At 69.4% G+C, this 19,590-nt stretch carries 20 protein-coding genes and 4 pseudogenes; 11 read left to right on the forward strand and 13 right to left on the reverse strand.

Features of this window, described 5'->3' with window-relative positions:
* Together EFK10_RS20305 and EFK10_RS20310 are read left to right on the forward strand one after the other, a co-directional pair.
* Positions 1-246 (forward strand): annotated as a pseudogene (locus EFK10_RS20305) (hypothetical protein); the annotation flags it as partial.
* Entirely contained in the window at positions 243-476 is a 234-nt protein-coding gene (locus EFK10_RS20310) for a UTRA domain-containing protein (protein WP_127357092.1), read from the forward strand. The pseudogene EFK10_RS20305 and the gene EFK10_RS20310, both read left to right, overlap by 4 nt.
* A gap of 175 nt (positions 477-651) precedes the next feature.
* Here EFK10_RS20310 and EFK10_RS20315 read toward each other — a convergent pair whose 3' ends face one another.
* Both EFK10_RS20315 and EFK10_RS20320 read right to left on the reverse strand, forming a co-directional pair.
* Complete coding sequence (locus EFK10_RS20315) at positions 652-1,155, reverse strand: hypothetical protein (RefSeq protein WP_127357093.1); 504 nt, start codon at positions 1,153-1,155, stop codon at positions 652-654.
* A 202-nt stretch (positions 1,156-1,357) separates the two neighbouring features.
* Complete coding sequence (locus EFK10_RS20320) at positions 1,358-1,756, reverse strand: MDR/zinc-dependent alcohol dehydrogenase-like family protein (protein WP_127357094.1); 399 nt, start codon at positions 1,754-1,756, stop codon at positions 1,358-1,360.
* 109 nt (positions 1,757-1,865) lie between these two features.
* Here EFK10_RS20320 and EFK10_RS20325 point away from each other — a divergent pair, with 109 nt between their 5' ends.
* Positions 1,866-2,219, forward strand: coding sequence for a hypothetical protein (locus tag EFK10_RS20325; protein WP_206305520.1), 354 nt, complete (start codon positions 1,866-1,868; stop codon positions 2,217-2,219).
* 46 nt (positions 2,220-2,265) lie between these two features.
* On the opposite strand, the gene EFK10_RS20330 is transcribed toward EFK10_RS20325, so the two are convergent.
* On the reverse strand, positions 2,266-3,177 hold the full coding sequence (locus EFK10_RS20330) for an alpha/beta fold hydrolase (protein WP_240677352.1): 912 nt from the start codon (positions 3,175-3,177) through the stop codon (positions 2,266-2,268).
* A 790-nt stretch (positions 3,178-3,967) separates the two neighbouring features.
* Entirely contained in the window at positions 3,968-4,096 is a 129-nt protein-coding gene (locus EFK10_RS52160; RefSeq protein WP_265737535.1) for a hypothetical protein, read from the reverse strand.
* 71 nt (positions 4,097-4,167) lie between these two features.
* Here EFK10_RS52160 and EFK10_RS20340 point away from each other — a divergent pair, with 71 nt between their 5' ends.
* The gene (locus tag EFK10_RS20340; RefSeq protein ID WP_127357096.1) at positions 4,168-4,482 is read left to right on the forward strand and encodes a transposase; all 315 of its coding nucleotides are present in this window, start codon (positions 4,168-4,170) and stop codon (positions 4,480-4,482) included.
* A gap of 122 nt (positions 4,483-4,604) precedes the next feature.
* Here the strand turns inward: EFK10_RS20340 and EFK10_RS20345 are convergent, their stop codons facing one another.
* The 6 genes from EFK10_RS20345 to EFK10_RS47600 form a co-directional block, all read right to left on the reverse strand.
* Positions 4,605-5,477, reverse strand: coding sequence for an alpha/beta fold hydrolase (locus tag EFK10_RS20345; RefSeq protein WP_127357097.1), 873 nt, complete (start codon positions 5,475-5,477; stop codon positions 4,605-4,607).
* 600 nt (positions 5,478-6,077) lie between these two features.
* A complete protein-coding gene (locus EFK10_RS47590; RefSeq protein ID WP_164836077.1) occupies positions 6,078-6,227 on the reverse strand; it encodes a hypothetical protein in 150 nt (49 codons plus the stop codon).
* A gap of 82 nt (positions 6,228-6,309) precedes the next feature.
* Complete coding sequence (locus EFK10_RS20350; RefSeq protein WP_127357098.1) at positions 6,310-6,570, reverse strand: aldo/keto reductase; 261 nt, start codon at positions 6,568-6,570, stop codon at positions 6,310-6,312.
* 84 nt (positions 6,571-6,654) lie between these two features.
* Positions 6,655-7,797, reverse strand: a complete 1,143-nt coding sequence (locus EFK10_RS20355) for a PP2C family protein-serine/threonine phosphatase (protein ID WP_127357099.1) — start codon at positions 7,795-7,797, stop codon at positions 6,655-6,657.
* Positions 7,798-8,210: 413 nt separating this feature from the next.
* On the reverse strand, positions 8,211-8,540 hold the full coding sequence (locus tag EFK10_RS52695; protein WP_164836078.1) for a hypothetical protein: 330 nt from the start codon (positions 8,538-8,540) through the stop codon (positions 8,211-8,213).
* 38 nt (positions 8,541-8,578) lie between these two features.
* Positions 8,579-8,734 (reverse strand): hypothetical protein, encoded by a 156-nt coding sequence (locus EFK10_RS47600; RefSeq protein ID WP_164836079.1) that lies wholly within the window; start codon positions 8,732-8,734, stop codon positions 8,579-8,581.
* A gap of 256 nt (positions 8,735-8,990) precedes the next feature.
* Between EFK10_RS47600 and EFK10_RS20365 the strand changes: the two genes are divergently transcribed.
* Positions 8,991-9,242: a hypothetical protein gene (locus tag EFK10_RS20365; RefSeq protein WP_127357100.1), complete on the forward strand. Its 252-nt coding sequence runs from the start codon at positions 8,991-8,993 to the stop codon at positions 9,240-9,242.
* Here EFK10_RS20365 and EFK10_RS20370 read toward each other — a convergent pair.
* Positions 9,232-9,726 carry a DoxX family protein gene (locus EFK10_RS20370; protein WP_206305521.1) on the reverse strand — a complete coding sequence of 165 codons (495 nt, stop codon included), beginning with the start codon at positions 9,724-9,726 and terminating at the stop codon, positions 9,232-9,234. The genes EFK10_RS20365 and EFK10_RS20370 overlap by 11 nt on opposite strands.
* Before the next feature lie 117 nt (positions 9,727-9,843).
* Positions 9,844-11,001: pseudogene (locus EFK10_RS20375) on the reverse strand (AMP-binding protein); the annotation flags it as partial.
* On the opposite strand from EFK10_RS20375, the pseudogene EFK10_RS50510 reads away from it, so the two are divergent.
* Positions 10,998-11,321, forward strand: a pseudogene (locus EFK10_RS50510) (transposase); the annotation flags it as partial. The pseudogenes EFK10_RS20375 and EFK10_RS50510 overlap by 4 nt on opposite strands.
* 131 nt (positions 11,322-11,452) lie before the next feature.
* Here the strand turns inward: EFK10_RS50510 and EFK10_RS20385 are convergent.
* Positions 11,453-12,133, reverse strand: coding sequence for a TetR/AcrR family transcriptional regulator (locus EFK10_RS20385; RefSeq protein ID WP_127357101.1), 681 nt, complete (start codon positions 12,131-12,133; stop codon positions 11,453-11,455).
* Between the two features lie 130 nt (positions 12,134-12,263).
* Here EFK10_RS20385 and EFK10_RS20390 point away from each other — a divergent pair, with 130 nt between their 5' ends.
* The 5 genes and pseudogenes from EFK10_RS20390 to EFK10_RS20410 all read left to right on the forward strand — a co-directional run bounded on the left by EFK10_RS20390 (position 12,264) and on the right by EFK10_RS20410 (position 19,572).
* Complete coding sequence (locus tag EFK10_RS20390) at positions 12,264-15,485, forward strand: bifunctional cytochrome P450/NADPH--P450 reductase (protein WP_127357102.1); 3,222 nt, start codon at positions 12,264-12,266, stop codon at positions 15,483-15,485.
* Positions 15,486-15,620: 135 nt separating this feature from the next.
* On the forward strand, positions 15,621-16,667 hold the full coding sequence (locus tag EFK10_RS20395) for a zinc-binding dehydrogenase (protein ID WP_127357103.1): 1,047 nt from the start codon (positions 15,621-15,623) through the stop codon (positions 16,665-16,667).
* Between the two features lie 385 nt (positions 16,668-17,052).
* Positions 17,053-17,889: pseudogene (locus EFK10_RS20400) on the forward strand (glycoside hydrolase family 15 protein); the annotation flags it as partial.
* Positions 17,890-17,996: 107 nt separating this feature from the next.
* Complete coding sequence (locus EFK10_RS20405) at positions 17,997-18,206, forward strand: ferredoxin (protein WP_127357116.1); 210 nt, start codon at positions 17,997-17,999, stop codon at positions 18,204-18,206.
* Positions 18,196-19,572, forward strand: coding sequence for an NAD(P)/FAD-dependent oxidoreductase (locus EFK10_RS20410; RefSeq protein WP_127357105.1), 1,377 nt, complete (start codon positions 18,196-18,198; stop codon positions 19,570-19,572). Before EFK10_RS20405 ends, EFK10_RS20410 begins: the two co-directional genes overlap by 11 nt.
* Positions 19,573-19,590 lie beyond the last annotated feature (18 nt).

The following is a 19,590-nucleotide window of genomic DNA, read 5'->3' on the forward strand; positions in this document are numbered from 1 at the left end:
AAAGGCCGCAAGACCGCCCCGGGTTTCGCGGAACAGTGCCGCCAGCTCACCGAGGCCCGGCGCGATAACCCATGGCTGGGTGCCGGGAACGCGGACGTTCAGCAGCAGGCACTGGGGGACTTCGCCCAGGCCAAGAACGCTCGGTTCACGTCCGGGTTCGGTGAACCGACGTGGCGTAAGAAGCACGTGCACGAGGGCTTCCGGGTCATCAGCGTGTTCGCCCAGATCACCGCCATGCACCGATGAACGTCAAGCGAGCCGAACGCGCGTTCAGTGCCGGACCGGCCGCCCCTGATGAGGCCGGATGGCTCGAAGTGCCGGTTGGCAGCGCGCTGCTTACATTGCACGGCTTCAACACTGACCAGGACGGACGCGTGATCGCCACACTCGCCCACCAGATTCGGGGCGACCGCGCAGAATATGTCGTACACCTACCGCCGCCGAACTGCTCGACGCGGCCGGCAATAGCGGGCTGACATTCCGGAGGCTGACTAACCGCGCGCTTTCACGAGTGGACTTGTCGGGGCCTCACCCGGCCACTGCGGGGACCTGCGCCGCCACCGGACCGGGCCCGTATGCGGTCAAATCGGATTACCCCTCTGTTGGTGGGGCTGGACCTATGCCTTCCGGCGGGAGAACTCGGCGGCGTAGTCAGCTCGTGGCCCCCGCCTCCTTGGTCCATTTCTCCGCTCCGGAGATGTGGAGGCCGAGGAGGCGACTGAGAACGATCGCGGGGAGCTCTGCAGAGAACTCCATCAGCGTGGCGTTGCGTGCCGGCCGAGCCCGTATGCCCAGTGCGGTGAGTTTGCGCATGAGCTGACGACTGCTGATCGGCTGCCCGGCGATCGTGCCGGGAAAGAGCCACGGATGATCGTCTCGGCGTCCGAGGGTCGAGCAGCCGTGCCGCTGCTGGACCAGTTCCATCACCAGGACATCAAGCGGTGGCGGCAGGACGGTCGGATGCGAGCCGAGCGTCAGCGTGACGCGGTCGGCCTTCTGAGCGACCTGGTCGACTCTGAGCCGGGAGGTCCGGCTCAGCGGCTGGGCGAACAGTAGGAGAAGCAGGCCTGCGACGCGCGTCGCGGTGTCGATCCCGTCGCCCTTCACCAGTTGGCGGACGTAGGCCCAGCGCTGATCGTTCTCGATGAGGCCCATCGAGGTGTCCTTGGGCGGGATCGGAATCGTGACGCCGTGAGCATTGCGGGTGCCGATAAATCATCCGCGCAGGTGGCAGGCTTGATCGCTGATCTTGAGTCGTGCCCGTCGCATGGCCGGCTATCTGCAATGCACAGGGCAGGGACGGCATGATGATCTGTCATGCTGCTGCACCTGGCCTACGTCACCGCGACCACCGCCGTCACGCTGCTGCGCCTGCTGCCAGGCCGACCCATGCGAAGTCCCAGCCGCCCTCGACGTGCTCGGACATGGGCCGTGCTGCGGCTGCCTCGGCGAGCGGGAGGCGAGCGTGCACGGCGGTGTGCAGTTGCCCGGCAGTCGAGTATTCGGCGACCTCGGTCATTTCTCGGCGGGCCTGCTCGGGGTCGGCCGCGCGCCACGCGATGAGGGAGAACCCGGCCACGGACTTCAGGGCGAAGATGTTGGTGACAGGCAGGCTGGTCAGCTCGCCGCTCGCAGCTCCGTAGATGACGATCCAGCCGAACGGAGCCAGTACGTCGAAGCTCCGCTGCAGCGAAAGCCCCTGGACCGTCACCGTCGACGGCCAGCCCCAGGAGTACCCGTCCCTGTACGGCCTCACCTGGCCCGAGCGCGTCCGGCTGCTGGCCCTGGCCGTGCACCGCGCCGAACACTGACCACCACACCAGGTCGCCGATCTCCTGCTCAGCTGGATCCCCAACCGGGACAACATGAACACCGCGACGAACCGCGACTCTCGCTGGCTGTTCCCCGGACGCCGGGCCGGGCAGCCGATGCACCCCGACGCTCTCTCGGCTCTGGTCAACAACCTCGGTATCCCCACCATCGCCAGCCGGGTTTCTGCGATCCGTGAGTACGTCCTGGAGATGCCCGTCCCTGTCGTCGCCGACGCCCTCGGCTACCACCAAGTCACCACTGCCAAGCTGGCCGCCCAAGCCGGAGGCACCTGGAGCCGGTACGCCGCCGGGGACGCCGCCACGACCGCGGCGACCGCCTCGGCCGGCCGCCGCAGCGGTGGCCGGCCGTTCAGCAGGCCGCTCGCGCCCGGAGATTCGGCACTGTGATCAGGAGCGGGATCTCACGTCGACGCCGTCCGCGGCCACGGGTTGATCAGGACGTGGCTGCCGCGAACTCGATTAGCGCGGCGTTCGTGACCTCCGGGCGTTCCTGCTGGATCCAATGCCCGACGCCGGGCACCAGCTCGAAGCGACGCAGGTTCGGGACCAGGGTGCGCAGCGAGGCCTCCAGCGTCGAGGCGTCGTACCAGGACATCACCGGGTCCCGGTCGCCGGCCAGGAACAGGGCAGGCGGGGTGATCCGGGCGCCCTCCCAGGGCGCTGTGAGCGCCCAGTTGTGGTCGATGTTGCGGTACCAGTTCAGCGGGCCGAAGAAGCTGGACTCGGCGAACTCCTCGACGTAGGCGGCGAGATCCCGCTCTGTCAACCAGGCGGGCAGCTCGTCCGGGCTGATCCACCCGTCGAAGAAGCGCTGGCCTTCCGGGACCAGCAGACGGCGCACCTCGGGGTTGTTGCCGGAGAGGCCGAACAAGCTGCGCCGGAACGACTCGGTCAGGTCGGCCTCGAATTCCTTCTCGACCCCCGGGCGCTGGAAGTAGAGCTGGTAAAAGGCCTCACCGAAGGCGTCGCGCGCGGCGGTCAGGGCGGGCACCGGGGTCCGCGCGGTGAACGGCACGCTGAGCCCGCCGACGCCGCGCACCAGGTCCGGGCGCAGCAGCGCGGTGTGCCAGGCCACCGGGGCGCCCCAGTCGTGGCCGATCACCGCTGCGTTCTGCTCGCCGAGCGCGCCGATCAGCCCGACCACGTCACCGACCAGGTGCAGAATCGTGTAGTCCGTGACGGCGGCCGGGCTGTCGGTACCCGGGTAGCCACGCTGGTTCGGCGCGACGGCGTGGAAGCCGGCATCGGCGAGCGCCCGCAGCTGGTGCCGCCACGAGTACCAGGACTCCGGGAAACCGTGCAGCAGCACCACCAGCGGACCGCTGCCGGCCTCGGCCAGGCGCATCTGCAATCCGTTGACCTCGATGACGCGGTGCTTGATCTCGATGGCCGCCAGGCCCTGTGCTCTGTCCCGTCGCAGCCCGGACTCCGCGCCGGTGATCACCGCGCGTTCGTTGCTCTTGCTCTCTGTCATTCCTCGGTCCTCTCTCTGGTTGCCGAGCAATCCCCGGCCCGCGTGTTCGACCAATGACAGTTCTTACTTGATCGTCACTGGGCCTGAGTTCCACAAATGCGTGCATCGCTCAGGGCCGTGAAACCTGCCCTGAGCTGCGGGAACGGAGAATCGCCTAGCGGCGCGGCGTGTCACTAGGCGCTGGTGTTCTCCCAGGTCAGCGCCTTGCGGGCGCTCATCAGCCTTACGTCGTCCTCGCGTTGCCCAACGAGGCTACTTGGTCCCCATGACGAGCGCAGCAGTTCCAATGATCCACTTCCCGCGAAGCTATGGGTAGCTATGCCCATGTTTGCCACCCAAGTTCCTTCGCGCATTCCGGCCTGATCGGTCGCGCGACGCAGCTCGCCGACCTGCGGCGATAGAGCCGCCTAGCGACACGGCATATCCGGCACCCTGCGCGTCTGTGCTGCTCAGACGCCAAGCTCCGACGCAGCGGACGTCGTAGCACCATGCGAACCGGATCCCGGCCCCGCCCAGCGTTCGCCTGGCTCGGCCCGTGGCCACTGGATCGACGCGTGCCGCCGCGGCTGTCGGCGACGGCCGCCAGCGGGTGTGTCGCCGCACCCGGGCTTGCGGGTGCGGCGGCCGGCTGGTTTTTCCCGGTCCTTAGTCCGGCGCCCGATCAGCGGACCCGGATGAAGACCACGTCGTACCCCATGTTCGTACCGCGGTTCTTGACGTAGACGCCGTCCTTCCCGCCGATGGGGTTGCCGGTGTTGCCTTCGACGGTGGTGAAGGTGGAGCCGCTCACCGTTCTCACGATGCCGATGTGACCTTCCCCTCGTAGCGTAGAGACCGTGGCTGCAGGGGAAGTTGGGAGTCATGGCGGAGAAGAGGCGGAAGTTCGACGCGGAGTTCCGTGAGGGGGCTGTGCGGATCGTCGCGGAGACCGGCAAGCCGATCGCGCAGGTCGCGAAGGACTTGGGGATCAACGAGACCACCTTGGCCAGCTGGGTGTCCCGGGCCCGAAGGGCGGGCGGGGTCGGGCAGGCTGGCGAGAGCGAGGAGCTCGCGCGGCTGCGGGTGACCGCGAGCGGCGTCCGGGTGGCTCTCGACGATGCGGCACCGGCTACGTGTCGCTTGCGTCGCTGCGTTCGTTCCCGATCCACCAGCGCAAGATCGACGGATTGTTTGTGACCGGCGATCCGGCCGCCCCAGATCTGGCGTGCCGGCCGCCGACCTGGCCGCGGTCCTGCACCGCCGGTCCCGGACACAGCCCGGTGCCTGACGCGACCCCGCACGCCGGCGCCGGGAACGCGTCAGGTCAGGTGCCCGGTCAGCTCGGTCACGATGTCGTCAAACGCGTTGAGCACCAGCGACAGGTGACCCTCGGTCGGCTCGAGGTGCACGGTGGCACCGGTCAACCGGGCCGCCAGCCAGCGGCCGTGGGCGTAGGGCACCATCCGGTCCTCGGCGCCTTGCCAGACCGAGACCGGAGTCTCGACGGCGCCGAGATCGAAGCCCCAGTCGCCGACGAAGGCCAGGTCGTCGTCGCGCCAGCCGGCGATGCCGCTGGACACAGCCGCCCGGAACGTCGCCGCCGTGTAATCGGCGAACTCGTCGGTGAGCGCCTTGCGGTCCACGTCGGACACCAGATCGCCCAACACGGCCGCGATCTGGCCGGCTTGAACCTCGGCCAGGCCGGGGACCTGAGCGCTCAGGAAGGCGGTCAGCGGCCCCTCTCCGGCCGCAGCCGCCCCGAACTCCTCGATGTTCTCCGCGCCCATGCCGCCCAGCCAGTCGAGGCCCTCAACGCCGTGCGGGGCGACGCCGGCCACAGTGGCGGCGGCGAGGCACCGGCCGGGCAGCAGCGCTGCGCAGGCCAGGGCATGCGGGCCGCCGCCGGACCAGCCGACGGTCAGGAACCGGTCGACGCCCAACTCGTCCAGGATGGCGGCGACGTCGGCGGCCACCGCGGCGACCGTACGGCCGGGCTGCGGCGACGAACCGGCGTATCCGGGCCGGCTGTGGACCACGACCCGCAGACCGTGCCGCGCGGCGGTCGCGACCATCGGCCCGAACAACACAGCCGCGGACGGCGTGCCGTTGTGCAGAACCAGGGGTGTCCCGTCTGCGGGACCGGCCACCAGGTATTCCAGCGTCCGGCCATCGGCAAGGTGGAGGTTCGTCATGGGGAGAACCTACGTCACAAACGCACGGACCCGCCCGGGGGAGGGCTCCCCCGCGCGTCATCGCGGATCGCCCTCGTCTACTACGCCGCCCGCAAGGTCCAGGAGATCTTCTCCAGCGATCACTGACCGCCGCTCAGCGTCCCGGATGGAGTCACTTCTCACCTACACAACGGGCTCCCCAGAGCTCCAAGTGGAGTCAGAACTGACCTACAAGTGGAGTCGATCGTCACCTACGAAGCCAGCCCGGAGGCTCAGGAGGCCGCCCAGGAGGCCGAGGAGGCCCCGGACGAGGCGCAGGCCCGGGGGATGCCGCCGTGCCCCAGGAAAGCGCGCAGCAGGAGTAACAGCGCCCCGAGGGCGGGGGCCGCACGACCGGCCCCCGCCCTCTTCCCCGGATCGTCCGACCGGCCCCATGCCCACCGCGCGACGCAGACACCGCCGCGCCCGAGAGACCCGCCGGAAGGGGTTGGCCCCCCGGCCGGCACCCCCAGACCACACCCGCGACCGAGGAGGCACCGTGAAGGACACCCGCGTTTCGATCAACGGGACCAGATCTATGACGCCCGGTTGGACCCGGCCAACCGTTGGAACGGTTGGGTATCACCGCGGTTCACGCTGGAGACCGTGCGGCAGCTGGCCGCCGACACCCAGGCCGACGCCGCCACGTACGGACACGACGCAGTCGACACGATCCACGTCATTGAGGGCGGTACGGACGGCGAGGGAGAGCCGCGCGTGATCGTGCTGCACATCCCCGGTGGCAGTACCACCACGAGAGCCCGGAGGGCGGCACACGGCCCGCGAGAAAGGCGCAGGTGCTCGGCTGCGGGGATCACCTCTCCTCGGCCTTGCGGGTCAGCAGGCTGTAGTGGTTCTGCGCCGACACGTACGAGGTGAGGCCCTGCTCGCGCGCGGTGTGCACTGCCTCGGCGACCTGCCAGCCGGTCAGGTTGCAACAGCCGACGTAGCGGACCTTGCCCTCGTGGACCAGGTCGTCCAAGGTGGCGAGGATCTCCTCGACCGGGGTGCCCGCATCACGCCAGTGCAATTGGTACAGGTGGATCCACTCGGTACCGGCCCCGGAGGGATGCATAAGTGGATCATGGATCCGCAGGCGGCCAGTGGGTGTGATCGAAACAAATTAGTGGAAAACGGGGTAAATAAGAGCAACGCGCACTTACTGCGCGTCCCGCGATTCGCACCGGCTCGGCTGCGGCGTACGTCCGGATGTCTTCCACGGGTTCCTCTGTGTGCTTCGGCTTGAAAGGGCCTGCCCGCCGACCGGAGGATGGCACTCAGCGGCAGATGTCGAGCCGGCCGGTTTGCGGAGCAGTAGCAGCGCCGCGTCGTCGTGGAGCCGGCCACCCACGTACGCCAGCAGTTCGTCGTGGAGCGCGGCGAGGGTACGGGACGGCTCGTCGGACAGGTGCCGCGCTACCCGCTCAATGAGCGGGTAGAACTCACGATGTTGGTTGCGGGCCTCGGTGACCCCGTCGGTGTAGAGAAGCAACTGGTCCCCGTCGGCGAAAGGCAGCACCTGGAGGCTCGGGGTCTCATCGGTGAGGGCACTCAGCCCGAGAGGCGGAGCCGGAAAAGTCCGCTCTACAGATATGACGTCGGATTTGCGAACCAGCAGCGGAGGGGCGTGTCCGCAGTTGACCACCTCCATGCGCCCAGCCCGGGGGTACCCGACGACCACGGCGGTGACGAAGTCGTCGGGACCAAGGGTGCGCGCCAGGCTCCGCTCGATCCTGCCGACGACATCAAGGAGGTCCGGCTCGTCGTAGGCGGCCTCGCTGAAGACACCGAGCACAAGAGCAGCGGTGCTCACCGCCGGCAGTCCCTTGCCGCGCACGTCGCCGACGATCAACCTGACCCCGTAAGGGGTGGGCACCAGCGCGTAGAGGTCCCCGCCGATTCGGGCCTCCGCCGCAGCGGCGCTGTAGCGGACAGCCACCTGGAACGGGCCGACAGTCGCGGGCACGGGCTTGAGGAGTGCGTGCTGGGCAGCCTCAGCAACCGAGCGGACAGCCGCCAGTACCCGTTCGCGACGCCCGCGAAGCACGCTGGCCCGGTGGCTCGCCAGGGTCACGGCAATCAGTGCGGACAGAAAGATCGCTTGCTCACGGCCCGACGTAGCGTGACGAACGCCGAGCGCGATGGCCAGTGCCACGGCGAAGAAGCCGACACGGAGGACTCCCCAGGGCTTGCAGGTGGCCGCAGCCAGCGCAGGCCCAACGGCGAGCATCGGCAACCAGGTCATCCTGGCTACTGTGAGGAGGGAGAGGGGCAAAGCGGCGAAGAGTATCAGTAGGGGCATACCGGCGGTGAAATGCGCGGCGCCGCGTGGCTGGTCCGGCGGCGCCGCCTCCGAGGTCGGGGCCGGCCCTAGGTGGTCATCCGGCCGGGCCGGCGCCCCAGGGTCGGCCCATCGCTTGGTGAATTGCCTCATCGACCAGCGGTCGCGCCGATGGTCTCGGGCCTGACTCATGTCCCCGTCCGCTATTCCCACCTGCTCTCGACACCCCAAAATATCCGTTTTGTCCAAGTAGTGACAGGTAACAGGTTCCGCGCGGGAGTCACAAGGACAGGAATTTCAGATAGTGAGCGAAAGGCGCCTGTGGGACTCTGTCGCCCGATTCGGCCGGCCTGCAGAAACCGGCCGACCGCCGCAGCGAACGCACAGGTGATGGCGATCGACTCGGCTGCCCCTGCGAATCGGGCGACAGAGTCCTATCGGGCTCGGATAGTCGTCGCTGCAGGTAGGAGCAGCAATGCGTCCTCGGCCGGCACCATGTCCGGGTGATCGTGTCGCTGCTGTACAAGGTGGCCCGGAGGCTTCTGTCCCTCCCCGGAGTGCTGGTGCGCCACGGACTCGCGAAGGACGCCGAACTGCTCGTTCTGCGGCACGAGAACGTGGTGCTGTGCCGCCAGTTCGTAGGCCCGGTTCGCTAGGAGCCGGCGGACCGGCTGGTACACCTGATAAGCCGCGCCGATGAGCATGTGGGCGGGCTCGGCTCCGTCCATGTGGTGCAGGACGTCGGTCACTACATCGGCGATCATGCAGCGGGCTTCGATGATGTCGGTCTCGGCCTGCTCGCTCAGAGGATTGCGGGCTGCGCGTGCTGCTCGGCGGCGGGGCGGGCGAGGCTGGCGGCGCCTTCGGCGGTGATCGGCGGGGACTCTTTCGCGTTGCGGGCGAATGTGTTCAGGGCGGCCGCTCCCCAGTGGGCCCGGTCGGTGTTCGTGGTGTCCACGTGTGCTCCTTGGGTTGATGGGTTGGAGCCGGTCCGGGCCGATTGCCGTCAACCTATTCCGTGCCCCGGAGCCCGGACGGCCGGTACTACATCGGCGGTTGGGAATGGACCTGGTACATGGTCGACGAGGACGACGCCGCATAGCGACAGCGGGGGCGCGCCCTCCCGCGAACAGCAGTGAAGGGCCGGACGCGTACCCGCGTCCACGGCGGCCGCTTCGCCGCTGACGAATCCGCTGCCCACTGCTGGCGCGCTGGTGTCGTCGCTGGGCGAGTTCTTCGACGCGTACCTCACCGGAGTCGGCGAGGTCGACCGCTACCTCTCCCCCGGCACCGAACTGTCCGCGGTGAGCGGGTCCGGCTACACGTCGGTGACGGTGGACCAGGCCGCCGCCGACTCCATGTCGCCGGCGGTGCGGTGCCGGGCGACGGCACGACGGTGCGGGTCCAGGCCCATGTCACCGCCACGGACACCGCAGACGACCGGTGGCCGCTGGTCTACATCCTGACGATGACCGCCCGCTCGGGCCGGTGGGAAGTCACCGCGCTCCAGGCCGGAGCGCCGGCGAAGACCGCCACGGCGACGGCCAAGCCCGCACCCACCAGCAGCAGCACGGCCACGGCGGTTGGGGGTGCGGCCAAGTGACCTCCAACGTGCAGCTGGCCGGGAAGCTCGCCGACCTCGGCAACTCCTGGCTGTCGACGCTGGGGACCTGGGGCGACAAGGGCCTGCAGGTCGGCCTGACCGCGATCGTGGTCATCACCTTCGTCCGCAAGGTCTCGCTGAAGGCCGGGATCGGCGCCCTGATCGGGGCCGAGGGTCACGCCGACGGCGCCTGCCAGTTCCAGGGATCCGATGACGCGGTAGCCCGTGGTGCTGAAGCCGACGTGCGCGGCCATCTTGGGCATGGGGCCCAGGGCCAGCATCTTGGCCATGCCCAGCAGGGCGAAGATCAAAGCGATGAGGCAGAGCAGGATGGTGGGGAGGTTCACGCGAGGGCCTTACCGGTGTGGGGGCGGGTGGATGCGGGTGCGTGCTCACCGGAGGAAGCGCGCTGCTGCGGCCTTGGGGGTCGGCCCTGCTGGTCGCCGGCGCGGCATGTTAAGGCGTCATCGGCTGCTCCCGGTGTCGTGGTCCGCGGTCGCCATGAGGCCGCGCTGCCGGCGGCGTTCGGCGCCCAGGCGGGCGAAGCAGGCCACCAGGTCGGGGTTGTCGACGGCGGCGGGGTTGAGGATTTGCTCGACCGGGTCGCCTTGGAGGATGCGTTTGACAGGGACCTCGAGTTTCTTGCCGGTCTTCGTGTGCGGGATGGCCGGCACGGCGAGGATCTCGTCGGGGACATGGCGTGGTGAGGCGCCGGCGCGGATCGCGTCGCGGATCCGGTCGCGCAGTGCGTCGTCCAGGGTGACGCCGGGCGCGGGGACGACGAACAGGGGCATCCAGTAGCCGCCGTCGGGTTCCTCCGCGCCGATGACGAGGGCCTCGGTGATCTCAGGGAAACGTTCGACGATGTCGTGGATGTCGGCACTGCCCAGGCGTACGCCGTTGCGGTTGAGGGTGGCGTCGGAGCGGCCGTGGACGATCACCGAGCCGTGGGAGGTGAGGGTGATCCAGTCGCCGTGCCGCCACACGCCCGGGTAGGTGGTGAAGTAGGCGTCGCGGTGGCGGCTGCCGTCAGGGTCGTTCCAGAAGTACAGCGGCATCGACGGCATGGGCCGGGTGACGACCAGTTCGCCGACCCGGTCGCGGACCGGGGTGCCTGTGGCGTTGTAAGCGGCCAGTGCCACGCCCAGGTTGGGGGCGGACAGCTCCCCCGCCCACACGGGGCTGGTGGGGGCGCTGCCGGCGAAGCCGGAGACGACGTCGGTGCCGCCGCTGGTGGAGGCCAGCTGGATGCGGGGCCCCACGTGGTCACGGACCCAGGGGTAGGCGGAGGCGGGCAGGGCGGAGCCGGTGCAGCCGATGACGCGGATGGCCGCCAGGTCGTGCTCGGAGGGTTCGATGCCGAGCTTGGCCATGGCCAGCAGGTACTGGGGGCTGGTGCCGAAGACGGTGACCTTGTGGCGGGCCGCCAGCTCCCACAGGATGTCCGGGCGCGCATGCGGCGCGGGGCTGCCGTCGTAGGTGCAGGTGGCGGCACCGGCCAGCAGGGTGGAGACGACCAGGTTCCACATCATCCAGTGGGTGGTGGTGTACCACATGAGGCGGTCGCCGCGGCCTAGGTCGGAGTGGAGGGCGAGGGTCTTGAGGTGCTCGAGCAGCCCCCCTCACCAGCAAAACCCACAAGACCAGCCGACACGCCGCCGCCTCGGTGGCCATCGGCAGGCGCGCCCTCGGACACCGGATCAGGCGACGGACGACACCGCCCCGTGCACACCAGAGCGATGTGCACGGGCATCGGACCGCCCAGGCCCGACCCGGCGACCGAGAAAGCGAGGGAAACCGCCCCCGCATCCCCGGACCACGGACACGATCCGTGCGCGCCGGACGCGGAGCGAACGCGGTGGACCAGAACACCCAAGACCGTTCGGGGTGTTCGGCTGAGCATGGGCTCTGGCAACAGGACTCACTCCCGCTCAGTCTCTAGGAACGGTTCTGGCCCTCGGACGCAGGGCGGTCGAGCCTGGGAAGGTCCCTGAACAAGCACTTGGCGTCGCGACGTACGGTCGCGGCACCGCCGCCTCTGCTGTGGTGCCGAGGCGGCGGAAAAGTCGCGCGTCAGCGGCGTCCGCGCCTTCCCGTCACGCCCCCCTCGCAGGCCCGTGCGGGGTGGTTTTCCACGCCTACGATCGCGGTGTCCAGCGCACAGCTGAACATCGTGTCGATCTCGTCTGTCGAGGGTGCGGGCGCCTCTTCGCCATCGGGGCCGACCGGTGCCGGCGGGAGAGTGGTCCACCGCTGGAGCGCTCCGGTCAGTTCGCTGAGCAGCAGACCCGTGAAGACAGCGCACAGGGTTGCAGCGACGCGCGGGATCTCTGGGGCCGGCAGCCTGGCGGCGGCCAGCGTGTCGGTAAGTCCACGCCAGAAGGGGTCCTCGGGCTGGATGTAGTCGGTGCGCGCGAAGGAGTACTGCATCAGTTTGGGGTGACGGTGCGCCAAGGCGCGGAAGTCGAGGGCCAGTTGGCGCAGGCGCTCCTGCCAGGGGGCGTCCTCCTGCTCCGGTGTGCGGAACTGTGAGCCGACGCGCTCGGCGACGCCGCGCAGCACGGCGTCCTTGTTCGGCACGTGGTGGTACAGCGACATCGGGTTCGCATCCAGCGCGGCCGCGAGCTTGCGCATGGTCAGCACCTCGACGCCGTCGGCGTCGATGAGGCGCAGCGCCATGGCGTAAATGCCGTCCTTGGTGAGTGGTACGTCCCTCTTCCTCGTGCCCCGGGGAGCCTTCTTTGGAGTTTCCATACATCGTATGGTAACACTGAAAGCAGTTCCATACGGCGTATGGAAACCGGGGTTCGCGGCCGGTCGGCGGCCTTCCCCGCATCGCACAGTGCCCTTGCCCCTCCCCCTTCTCCGCACAAAGGAGCAAGCCATGGCCACGCAACCCGTGACCGATCTGCGTCCCATCCGGTCCCCGCGGGGGATCCCTCTGCTCGGCCACACGCCGCAGATCCCCGACACCAACCCGGTCGCCTACTTCGGTGAGCTGTCCAAGCAGTTCCCCGAGGGCATCTATGGCATGGACATCGCCGGCATCGAGCAGGTCTTCGTCTACGACCCGGACCTGGTGGCCGAGGTCTGCGACGAGACGCGGTTCTTCAAGCAGATCGAGAAGACGCCGCTGAACCATGTCCGGGACTTCACCGGCGCGGGCCTGTTCACGGCCCACCAGCACGAAGAGGAATGGGGCATGGCGCACCGCATCCTCATGCCGGCCTTCAGCCAGCGCGCCATGAAGAACTACTTCGGGCAAATGCTGGAGATCGCCCAGAACCTGGTGGGCAAGTGGGAGCGCAGGGAGGGGCAGCCGGTCAACATCACCGACGACTACACCCGGCTCACCCTGGACACCATCGCCTTGTCCGGCTTCGGCTACCGCTTCCAGTCCTTCGACAAGGAGGAGCTGCACCCCTTCCTCAACGCGCTTCTGGGCGCGCTGGTGGAGTCGATGCGGCGCTCGCAGGAGCTGCCGATGATGACCAAGTTCCGCAAGGCCGACGACAAGAAGTACCGCGAGAACATCCAGCTGATGCGGGACCTGGTCGACAGTGTGATCAAGGAGCGCCTCCAGGGGAAGGGCAGCGGTGAGCAGGACCTGCTGGGTCTGATGCTGGAGGCCGTCGACCCGGCGACCGGCAAGCCGCTGGACGACGACAACGTCCGCGACCAGGTGGTGACGTTCCTGATCGCCGGTCACGAGACCACCAGTGGCCTGCTGTCGTTCGCCACCTACTCGCTGATGCGCAACCCGCACGTCCTGGCCCAGGCCTATGCCGAGGTGGACCGGTTGCTGCCCGGCGACACCGTCCCGGATTACGACACGATCATGCAGCTGGACGTCATCCCGCGGATCCTGGAGGAGACCCTGCGCCTGTGGGCTCCCATCCCGCTGATCGCCAAGGCGCCGATCGAGGACACCGTCATCGGCGGCCGCTACAAGCTGAAGAAGGGAACGCGGGCCAACATTCTGATGGGCCCGCTGCACACCCAACCCAAGGCGTGGGAGCGGCCGCACGAGTTCGACATCGACCGGTGGCTGCCGGAGTACCGCGCCGAGCAGCACCCGCACGCCTACAAGCCGTTCGGCAATGGTGTGCGCGCCTGCATCGGCCGGCAGTTCGCGCTGACCGAGGCCCGTCTGGCGCTGGCGCTGGTGCTGCAGAAGTTCAAGTACTCCGACCCCAGCGACTACCGGATGGACGTGCGGGAGGCGCTGACGCGCAAGCCCGGCGACTTCGAGCTGGTGGTCCGTCGCCGGCAGGAGCACGAGCGGACCGTCTTCAGCGTCGCGGACCGGCAGACGGACGACGCGCAGCAGCAGGCTGCGGTCAGCGGTGTCGGCGTCAACCTGACCGTCGCTTATGGCTCCAGCCTCGGCTCGTGCGAGGATCTGGCGCGCACCATCGCTGACCGCAGCGAGCGCTCCGGTTTCGACACCGCCCTGATGAGCATGGACGAGCTGGGCGACAACCTGCCCGACGAGGGCCTGCTCGTGGTCGTCGGCGCGAGTTACAACGGCAAGGCACCGGACAACGCTCAGCGTTTCGACGACCTGATCGCCGCCGGACTGCCCGCGGGATCGCTGTCGAACGTGCGGTTCGCGCTACTGGGCGCCGGTAACACCCAGTGGGTGGCGACCTACCAGGCGTTCCCCAAGCGGATCGAGGCGGCCCTGCTGGCCGCCGGGGCCACCCCGGTCATCGAGCGCGGCATCGCCGATGCCGCCGGTGACTTCGACGGCATGGCCTCGCGCTGGATGGGCAACCTGTGGGCCACCCTGGCCGAGGAGTACGCCGCCGACACCTCCGAGGCGAGCGGACCGCGCTACCGGGTGCAGCTGCTGACCGAGGCGGACGTTCGCCCCGCGATCGTTTCCGAGCAGGCCTACCCGCTGACGGTGGTGGCCAACGAGGAACTCGTGGCCGATGCGACCGGGCTGTGGGACTTCAGCATCGAGCCGCCGCGCCCGTCCGCGAAGTCCATCACGATCGAGCTCCCGGAGGGTGCCACCTACGACACCGGCAACCACCTGGCCGTCTTCGCCAAGAACGAGCCCACGCTGGTCGACCGCACCCTCGCGCGGCTCGGCGTCGACCGCGACCAGGTGCTCCGGCTCGACCAGCCCGCAGGCGGCCGTACCCACCTTCCGGTCGGCACGCCCGTCACCGCCGGACTGCTGCTCACCGAGTTCCTGGAACTGCAGGACATCGCCACCCGCTCCCAGATCCAGACCCTGGCCGAACACACCTCGTGCCCGTGGACCCGTCCCCAGCTGGAGGCGTACACGGCCGACACCGAAGAGGCCCAGGAGCGCTACCACAAGGAGATCCTCAACAAGCGCATCTCCGTGCTGGGCCTCCTGGAGCGCTTCCCCGCCATCGAACTGCCGCTCGCCGTCTTCCTGGAGATGATGAGCCCGATCCGACCCCGCTTCTACTCCATCTCCTCCTCCCCACTGGCCAACCCGCGCCACGTGCGCCTGACCGTCGGCCTGCTGGAAGGACCCGCCCTGTCCGGCGACGGCCAGTACCGCGGCACCTGCTCCGCCTACATCTCACGCCTTCAGCCCGGAGACGTCGTCTACGGCTACGTACGCGTTCCCTCCCCGACCTTCGCCCCGCCCGCCGACCCCACCACGCCGCTGATCCTCATCGGCCCCGGCACCGGCATCGCACCGCTGCGCGGCATTTTGGAGGAGCGCGCCCGGCAGCACGAGAACGGCATGCAGGTGGGCCTGTCGCAGGTATTCGTCGGCTGCCGGCACCCGGAGCACGACTACTTCTACCGGGACGAGATGGAGATGTGGGAGCTGTCCGGCATCGCCCGGGTCCACACCGCTTTCTCCGCGGTGACCGGCCACCCGGCCCGGTTCGTGCAGAACGCCCTCGCAGGGGCCTCCGAGACGGTGTGGCAGGCGCTTCAGGACGGCGCGTACGTCTACGTCTGCGGCGACGGCCGCCGCATGGCACCCGCCGTGCGCGAGGCGCTCACCGCGATCTACCGCGAGCACACCGGCGGCGACGACGAGGCCGCCCAGCAGTGGCTCGCCCAGCTCGAGGCCGACCAGCGCTACCAGCAGGACGTCTTCGCCTGACCCACCGCACCCCGAGAGGCGTGCGGCGCCCCTCCCCGGCCGTACGCCTCCCGGCTCCCATGCACCCGTGCAGAACCACCCGGCGCCCACCGGCCCGAACCGCCGGTCCGTGCCGCTCACAGAAAGCAGATCCTCATGGACACCATGCTCGCCGGACGCTTCCACCTGGACAGCAAGAAGTTCGTCGTGGAGGAGGTCCCCGTCCCCGTGCCCGGTCCGGGCGAGGTACTCGTCGAGGTCAAGGCCGCCGGTGTCTGCCTGTCGGACGTCCACTTGATCGACGGCTCCCTCGTCCCGCTGTTCGCCACCTCTGATGCGGTCACCGTCGGCCACGAGGTCTCCGGTGTGATCCACACTCTTGGCCCCGACCTCAAGCGTGGCCTGACCGTCGGCACCCGCGTCACCCTGGAGGCCGGCAAGACCTGCGGCCGGTGCTCCGGCTGTGTGCGCCGCCGCCCCTGCACCCAGATGCTCACCGCCGGCATCGACTACGACGGCGGCTGGGCCCAATACACCGTCGCCCGCGAGGACACCCTCATCCCGATCCCCGACAGCCTCCCCTTCGACCAGGCCGCGATCATCCCCGACGCGGTATCCACCCCCTACGCCGCCGTCGTCGCCACCGCAGGCGTCCGTCCCGCCCAGTCCGTCGGCGTCTGGGGCGTGGGCGGAGTGGGCGCGCACAACGTGCGCCTCGCCCGCCTGGTCGGCGCCGCACCGATCATCGCTGTCGACCCGCTGGCCAGCGCCCGCGAGCGCGCCCTGGCTTTCGGCGCGGACCTGGCGGTGGACCCGGCAGCCCCCGACTTCGCCGACCAGGTACGCGCGGCCACCGACGGACGGGGCCTGGACTTCGCCTTCGACTGCGCCGGCGTGCCCGCCGTCCGCGAACAGGCCGCCTCCGTGCTCGGCCTGAACGGCTCCCTGATCCTGGTGGGCATCACGCCGCACCCGCTCACCATCAGCGAGGGCCTGACCTTCAACTACCTGAGCAAGCAGGTGCGCGGCCACTACGGCGGCTTCCCGGAGTCCGTAAGCGAGCTGGTGCGGCTGACGGCAGCCGGCCGTCTCGACCTGGCCCCCTCCATCACCGACCACATCCCGCTCGCCGACGCCGCTGGCGCCGTCAACCGGCTGGAGAACAAGATCGGCGACCCGATCCGCCTCATCCTCGTCCCCTGACGACTGCTGAGAAAACATGCAGAAGCCACCTCGGGCAGGGGTGTGTGGGCGCCGGTGCTTGAGGGAGCACCGGCGCCCACGGCTGTCCGGCGTCCCTCGCCTCGCGGTGCCCACCGGCCGATCGCATTGGTGCGAACCCAGGGGCTGCGCGAGGAGGCGTGACGGAAAAGCACGGCTCCGCGGGCTCCGTTCATCTCGGCTTGCGGCGGCAGATGTGTGCGGCAGAGTCCAGGCCTTTCCAGCGCCTCCGTGCGTGCCCACGCAGGGGGGCGGACGCGCGCCCTGGGATTGCGTGCCGGTCAGCCGGCTGCCCAGTCGGACGGCGGAAGAAGCGCCGCGCTGACCCTGTCGGGCCGGTCTGATGCCCCTGCGATCGGGAAGAAGTCAAGAAAACGCAGAACGCGAGCTCCTCCACCTGGAGGGCTACCGGGGTTCGGCGCCTGTGCGGGTCGGCAACGACGCCGTCACCCAGCTGCAGCTTGACATCTACGGCGCCCTGCTCGACTCCGTGTACCTGTACGACAAGTGGTGTCAGCCCCTGACCAGCGGCCAATGGCGCGCGGTGTGTGACCTGGTGAACTGGGTCTGCGAGCACTGGGACCAGCCGGACGAGGGCGTGTGGGAGACCCGCGGCGGCCGCAAGAGGTTCCTCTACTCCCGTCTCATGTGCTGGGTGGCCATCGACCGCGCCATGCGCATCGCCTGGCACCGCGGCCTGCCCGCCGAGCTCATCCGCTGGGGCCCGGTTCGGGACACGATCTACTGGCGGATTCTGGACCAGGGCTGGTCGCCCGCCCGGCAGGCGTTCGCCCAGTACGAGGGCGGCGACGTGCTGGACGCCGCGGCGCTGATGTTGCCGCTGACCAATTTCATCGCTTCCAACGACCTCCTGTGGCTGTCCACACTGGATGCCCTCGGCAATGAACTCGTCTCCGACTCCCTGGTCTGGCGCTACGACCCCAAGGCGAGCCCCGACGGCCTGGAAGGCGACGAAGGCACCTTTTCCATCTGCTCGTTCTGGTATGTCGAGGCCCTTACCCGCGCCGGTCGACTGGATGAAGCGCGCCTGGCCTTCGAGAAGATGCTCACCTACGCCAACCACCTTGGCCTGTTCGCCGAGGAGATCAGCCACACCGGACAGCAATTGGGTAATTTTCCGCAGGCTTTCACCCATCTCGCCCTGATCAGCGCTGCCTTCAACCTTGACCGCGCCCTCGGCTGACCTGCGGCCGGCACGGGGCCAGCCCGCCGTCCCCCGCGTGGCCGTGCGAGCCTGCGGTTCTGCCCCCATGCTGGATGTGGGGGGTGACGACGGAGGAAGTGGTGAGCATGCGGACCGTTGTCGACCTCACCCGCTGCCAGGGCTACGCGCAGTGCGTGTTCCTCGCGCCCGCGGTTTTCCAGCTGCATGGGGAGGAGGGACTGCTGTACGCCACGGCCGTCCCCGATGACCAGGTTGAGCGCGTGCGCCAGGCCGCGGCGGCATGCCCGGTCCAGGCCATCCTCCTCGGTGAGGAGGTGAGCGCCGGTGCCCGGTGACGACCTCAAGGACGGCCGTATCGTCATCGTCGGCGCGTCGCTGGCCGGGTTGCGGGGCGCGGAGGCGCTACGGGAGGAGGGCTTCACCGGCTCACTGACCGTGGTCGGGGACGAGCCCTATCCGCCCTATGACCGGCCGCCGCTGTCCAAGCAGGTGCTCCTCGGCCAGGCGCCGGCGGACACCACGGGGCTGCCGATGCGGCGGGATCCGGATGCCGACTGGCGGCTGGGCGTACGTGCCACGGGTGTGGACCCGCTCGGGAAACGGGTGGTGCTGGACGACGGCGAGTCGTTGCCGTTCGATCGGCTGCTGATCACCACCGGGACCCGGGCGCGGCCCTGGCCCAACCCGGAGGAGGCCGCGCTGGACGGGGTGTTCACCCTGCGCACCCGCGACGACGCCGGCGGGCTCGCCAAGCGACTGGCCGCCGGGCCGGAGCGGGTGCTGGTGATCGGTGGCGGCTTCACCGGATCGGAGATCGCCTCGGCCTGCCGGGAACGGGGGCTGGAGGTCACGGTCGCCGAACGCGGCCCCGCACCCCTGGTGGGCGCGCTCGGCGGGACGCTGTCGAAGCTCGCGGCCGTCATGCAGCGCAATCACGGCGTGGATCTGCGCTGCGGGGTGACGGTCACCGCCCTGCGCGGTGACGGGAACGGCCGGTTCACCGGCGCGGACCTGTCCGACGGCGGCCGTATCGACGCGGACGTGTGCGTCGTGGCGCTGGGAGCGGTCCGCAACGTGGAGTGGCTCGCGGAGTCCGGGCTGGCGGCGGGCCCGCGCGGAATCGCCTGCGACGCCGGGTGCCGGGCCTTCAACATGTACGGGATCGTCACCGACGACGTCTTCGTGGCCGGCGACGTCTCCCGCTTCCCCCACCCGCTGTTCGGTTACCAGATGCTCTCCCTGGAGCACTGGGGCAACGCGGTCGCGCAGGCCGAGGTGGCGGCCCACAACATGGTCAGCCCCGGGCCCCTGAGGCGCCCGCACCTGACCCTCCCGACCTTCTGGTCGACACAGTTCGGGCTCAACATCAAGTCGGTGGGCGTGCCCACGTTCTCCGACCATGTGGTCATCGCCCAGGGTTCCCTGGAGGCGCGCCGTCTGGCGATGGTCTACGGCTACCAGGGGCGGGTCACCGCCGCGGTCACCGTCGACATGGCCAAGTCGCTCGACTACTACCGGCACCTGATCGAGGCGGCCGCTCCGTTCCCGCCCCCGCCCGGCGCGGCGGACCGCGCAATCGCGGCGGACATCGCGATCCCGTCCGACGTGCCGGACCCGAAGGGGCTGTCCCACGGCCCCACCGTGGCGCTCACCGGTTACCTGCCCGATCGGCGGCTGACGGTGGTGCAGCCCACCGGCTGACCCACCTCCCGCCCGACC

The organism is Streptomyces soli, from assembly GCF_003999195.1.
In the GTDB taxonomy this organism is placed as follows: Bacteria; Actinomycetota; Actinomycetes; order Streptomycetales; family Streptomycetaceae; genus Actinacidiphila; species Actinacidiphila soli.

Coding starts and splice junctions, on each gene's coding strand:
- EFK10_RS20315 (WP_127357093.1), bottom strand. CDS start 1,155: ATGGGCCTCATCGAGAACGATCAGCGCTGGGCCTACGTCCGCCAACTG.
- EFK10_RS20390 (WP_127357102.1), top strand. CDS start 12,264: ATGGCCACGCAACCCGTGACCGATCTGCGTCCCATCCGGTCCCCGCGG.
- EFK10_RS20355 (WP_127357099.1), bottom strand. CDS start 7,797: ATGCCCCTACTGATACTCTTCGCCGCTTTGCCCCTCTCCCTCCTCACA.
- EFK10_RS20385 (WP_127357101.1), bottom strand. CDS start 12,133: ATGGAAACTCCAAAGAAGGCTCCCCGGGGCACGAGGAAGAGGGACGTA.
- EFK10_RS20325 (WP_206305520.1), top strand. CDS start 1,866: ATGAACACCGCGACGAACCGCGACTCTCGCTGGCTGTTCCCCGGACGC.
- EFK10_RS20345 (WP_127357097.1), bottom strand. CDS start 5,477: ATGACGAACCTCCACCTTGCCGATGGCCGGACGCTGGAATACCTGGTG.
- EFK10_RS20340 (WP_127357096.1), top strand. CDS start 4,168: ATGGCGGAGAAGAGGCGGAAGTTCGACGCGGAGTTCCGTGAGGGGGCT.
- EFK10_RS20395 (WP_127357103.1), top strand. CDS start 15,621: ATGGACACCATGCTCGCCGGACGCTTCCACCTGGACAGCAAGAAGTTC.
- EFK10_RS52695 (WP_164836078.1), bottom strand. CDS start 8,540: ATGATCGCCGATGTAGTGACCGACGTCCTGCACCACATGGACGGAGCC.
- EFK10_RS20330 (WP_240677352.1), bottom strand. CDS start 3,177: ATGCGCCTGGCCGAGGCCGGCAGCGGTCCGCTGGTGGTGCTGCTGCAC.
- EFK10_RS20310 (WP_127357092.1), top strand. CDS start 243: ATGAACGTCAAGCGAGCCGAACGCGCGTTCAGTGCCGGACCGGCCGCC.
- EFK10_RS20405 (WP_127357116.1), top strand. CDS start 17,997: ATGCGGACCGTTGTCGACCTCACCCGCTGCCAGGGCTACGCGCAGTGC.
- EFK10_RS20350 (WP_127357098.1), bottom strand. CDS start 6,570: ATGCATCCCTCCGGGGCCGGTACCGAGTGGATCCACCTGTACCAATTG.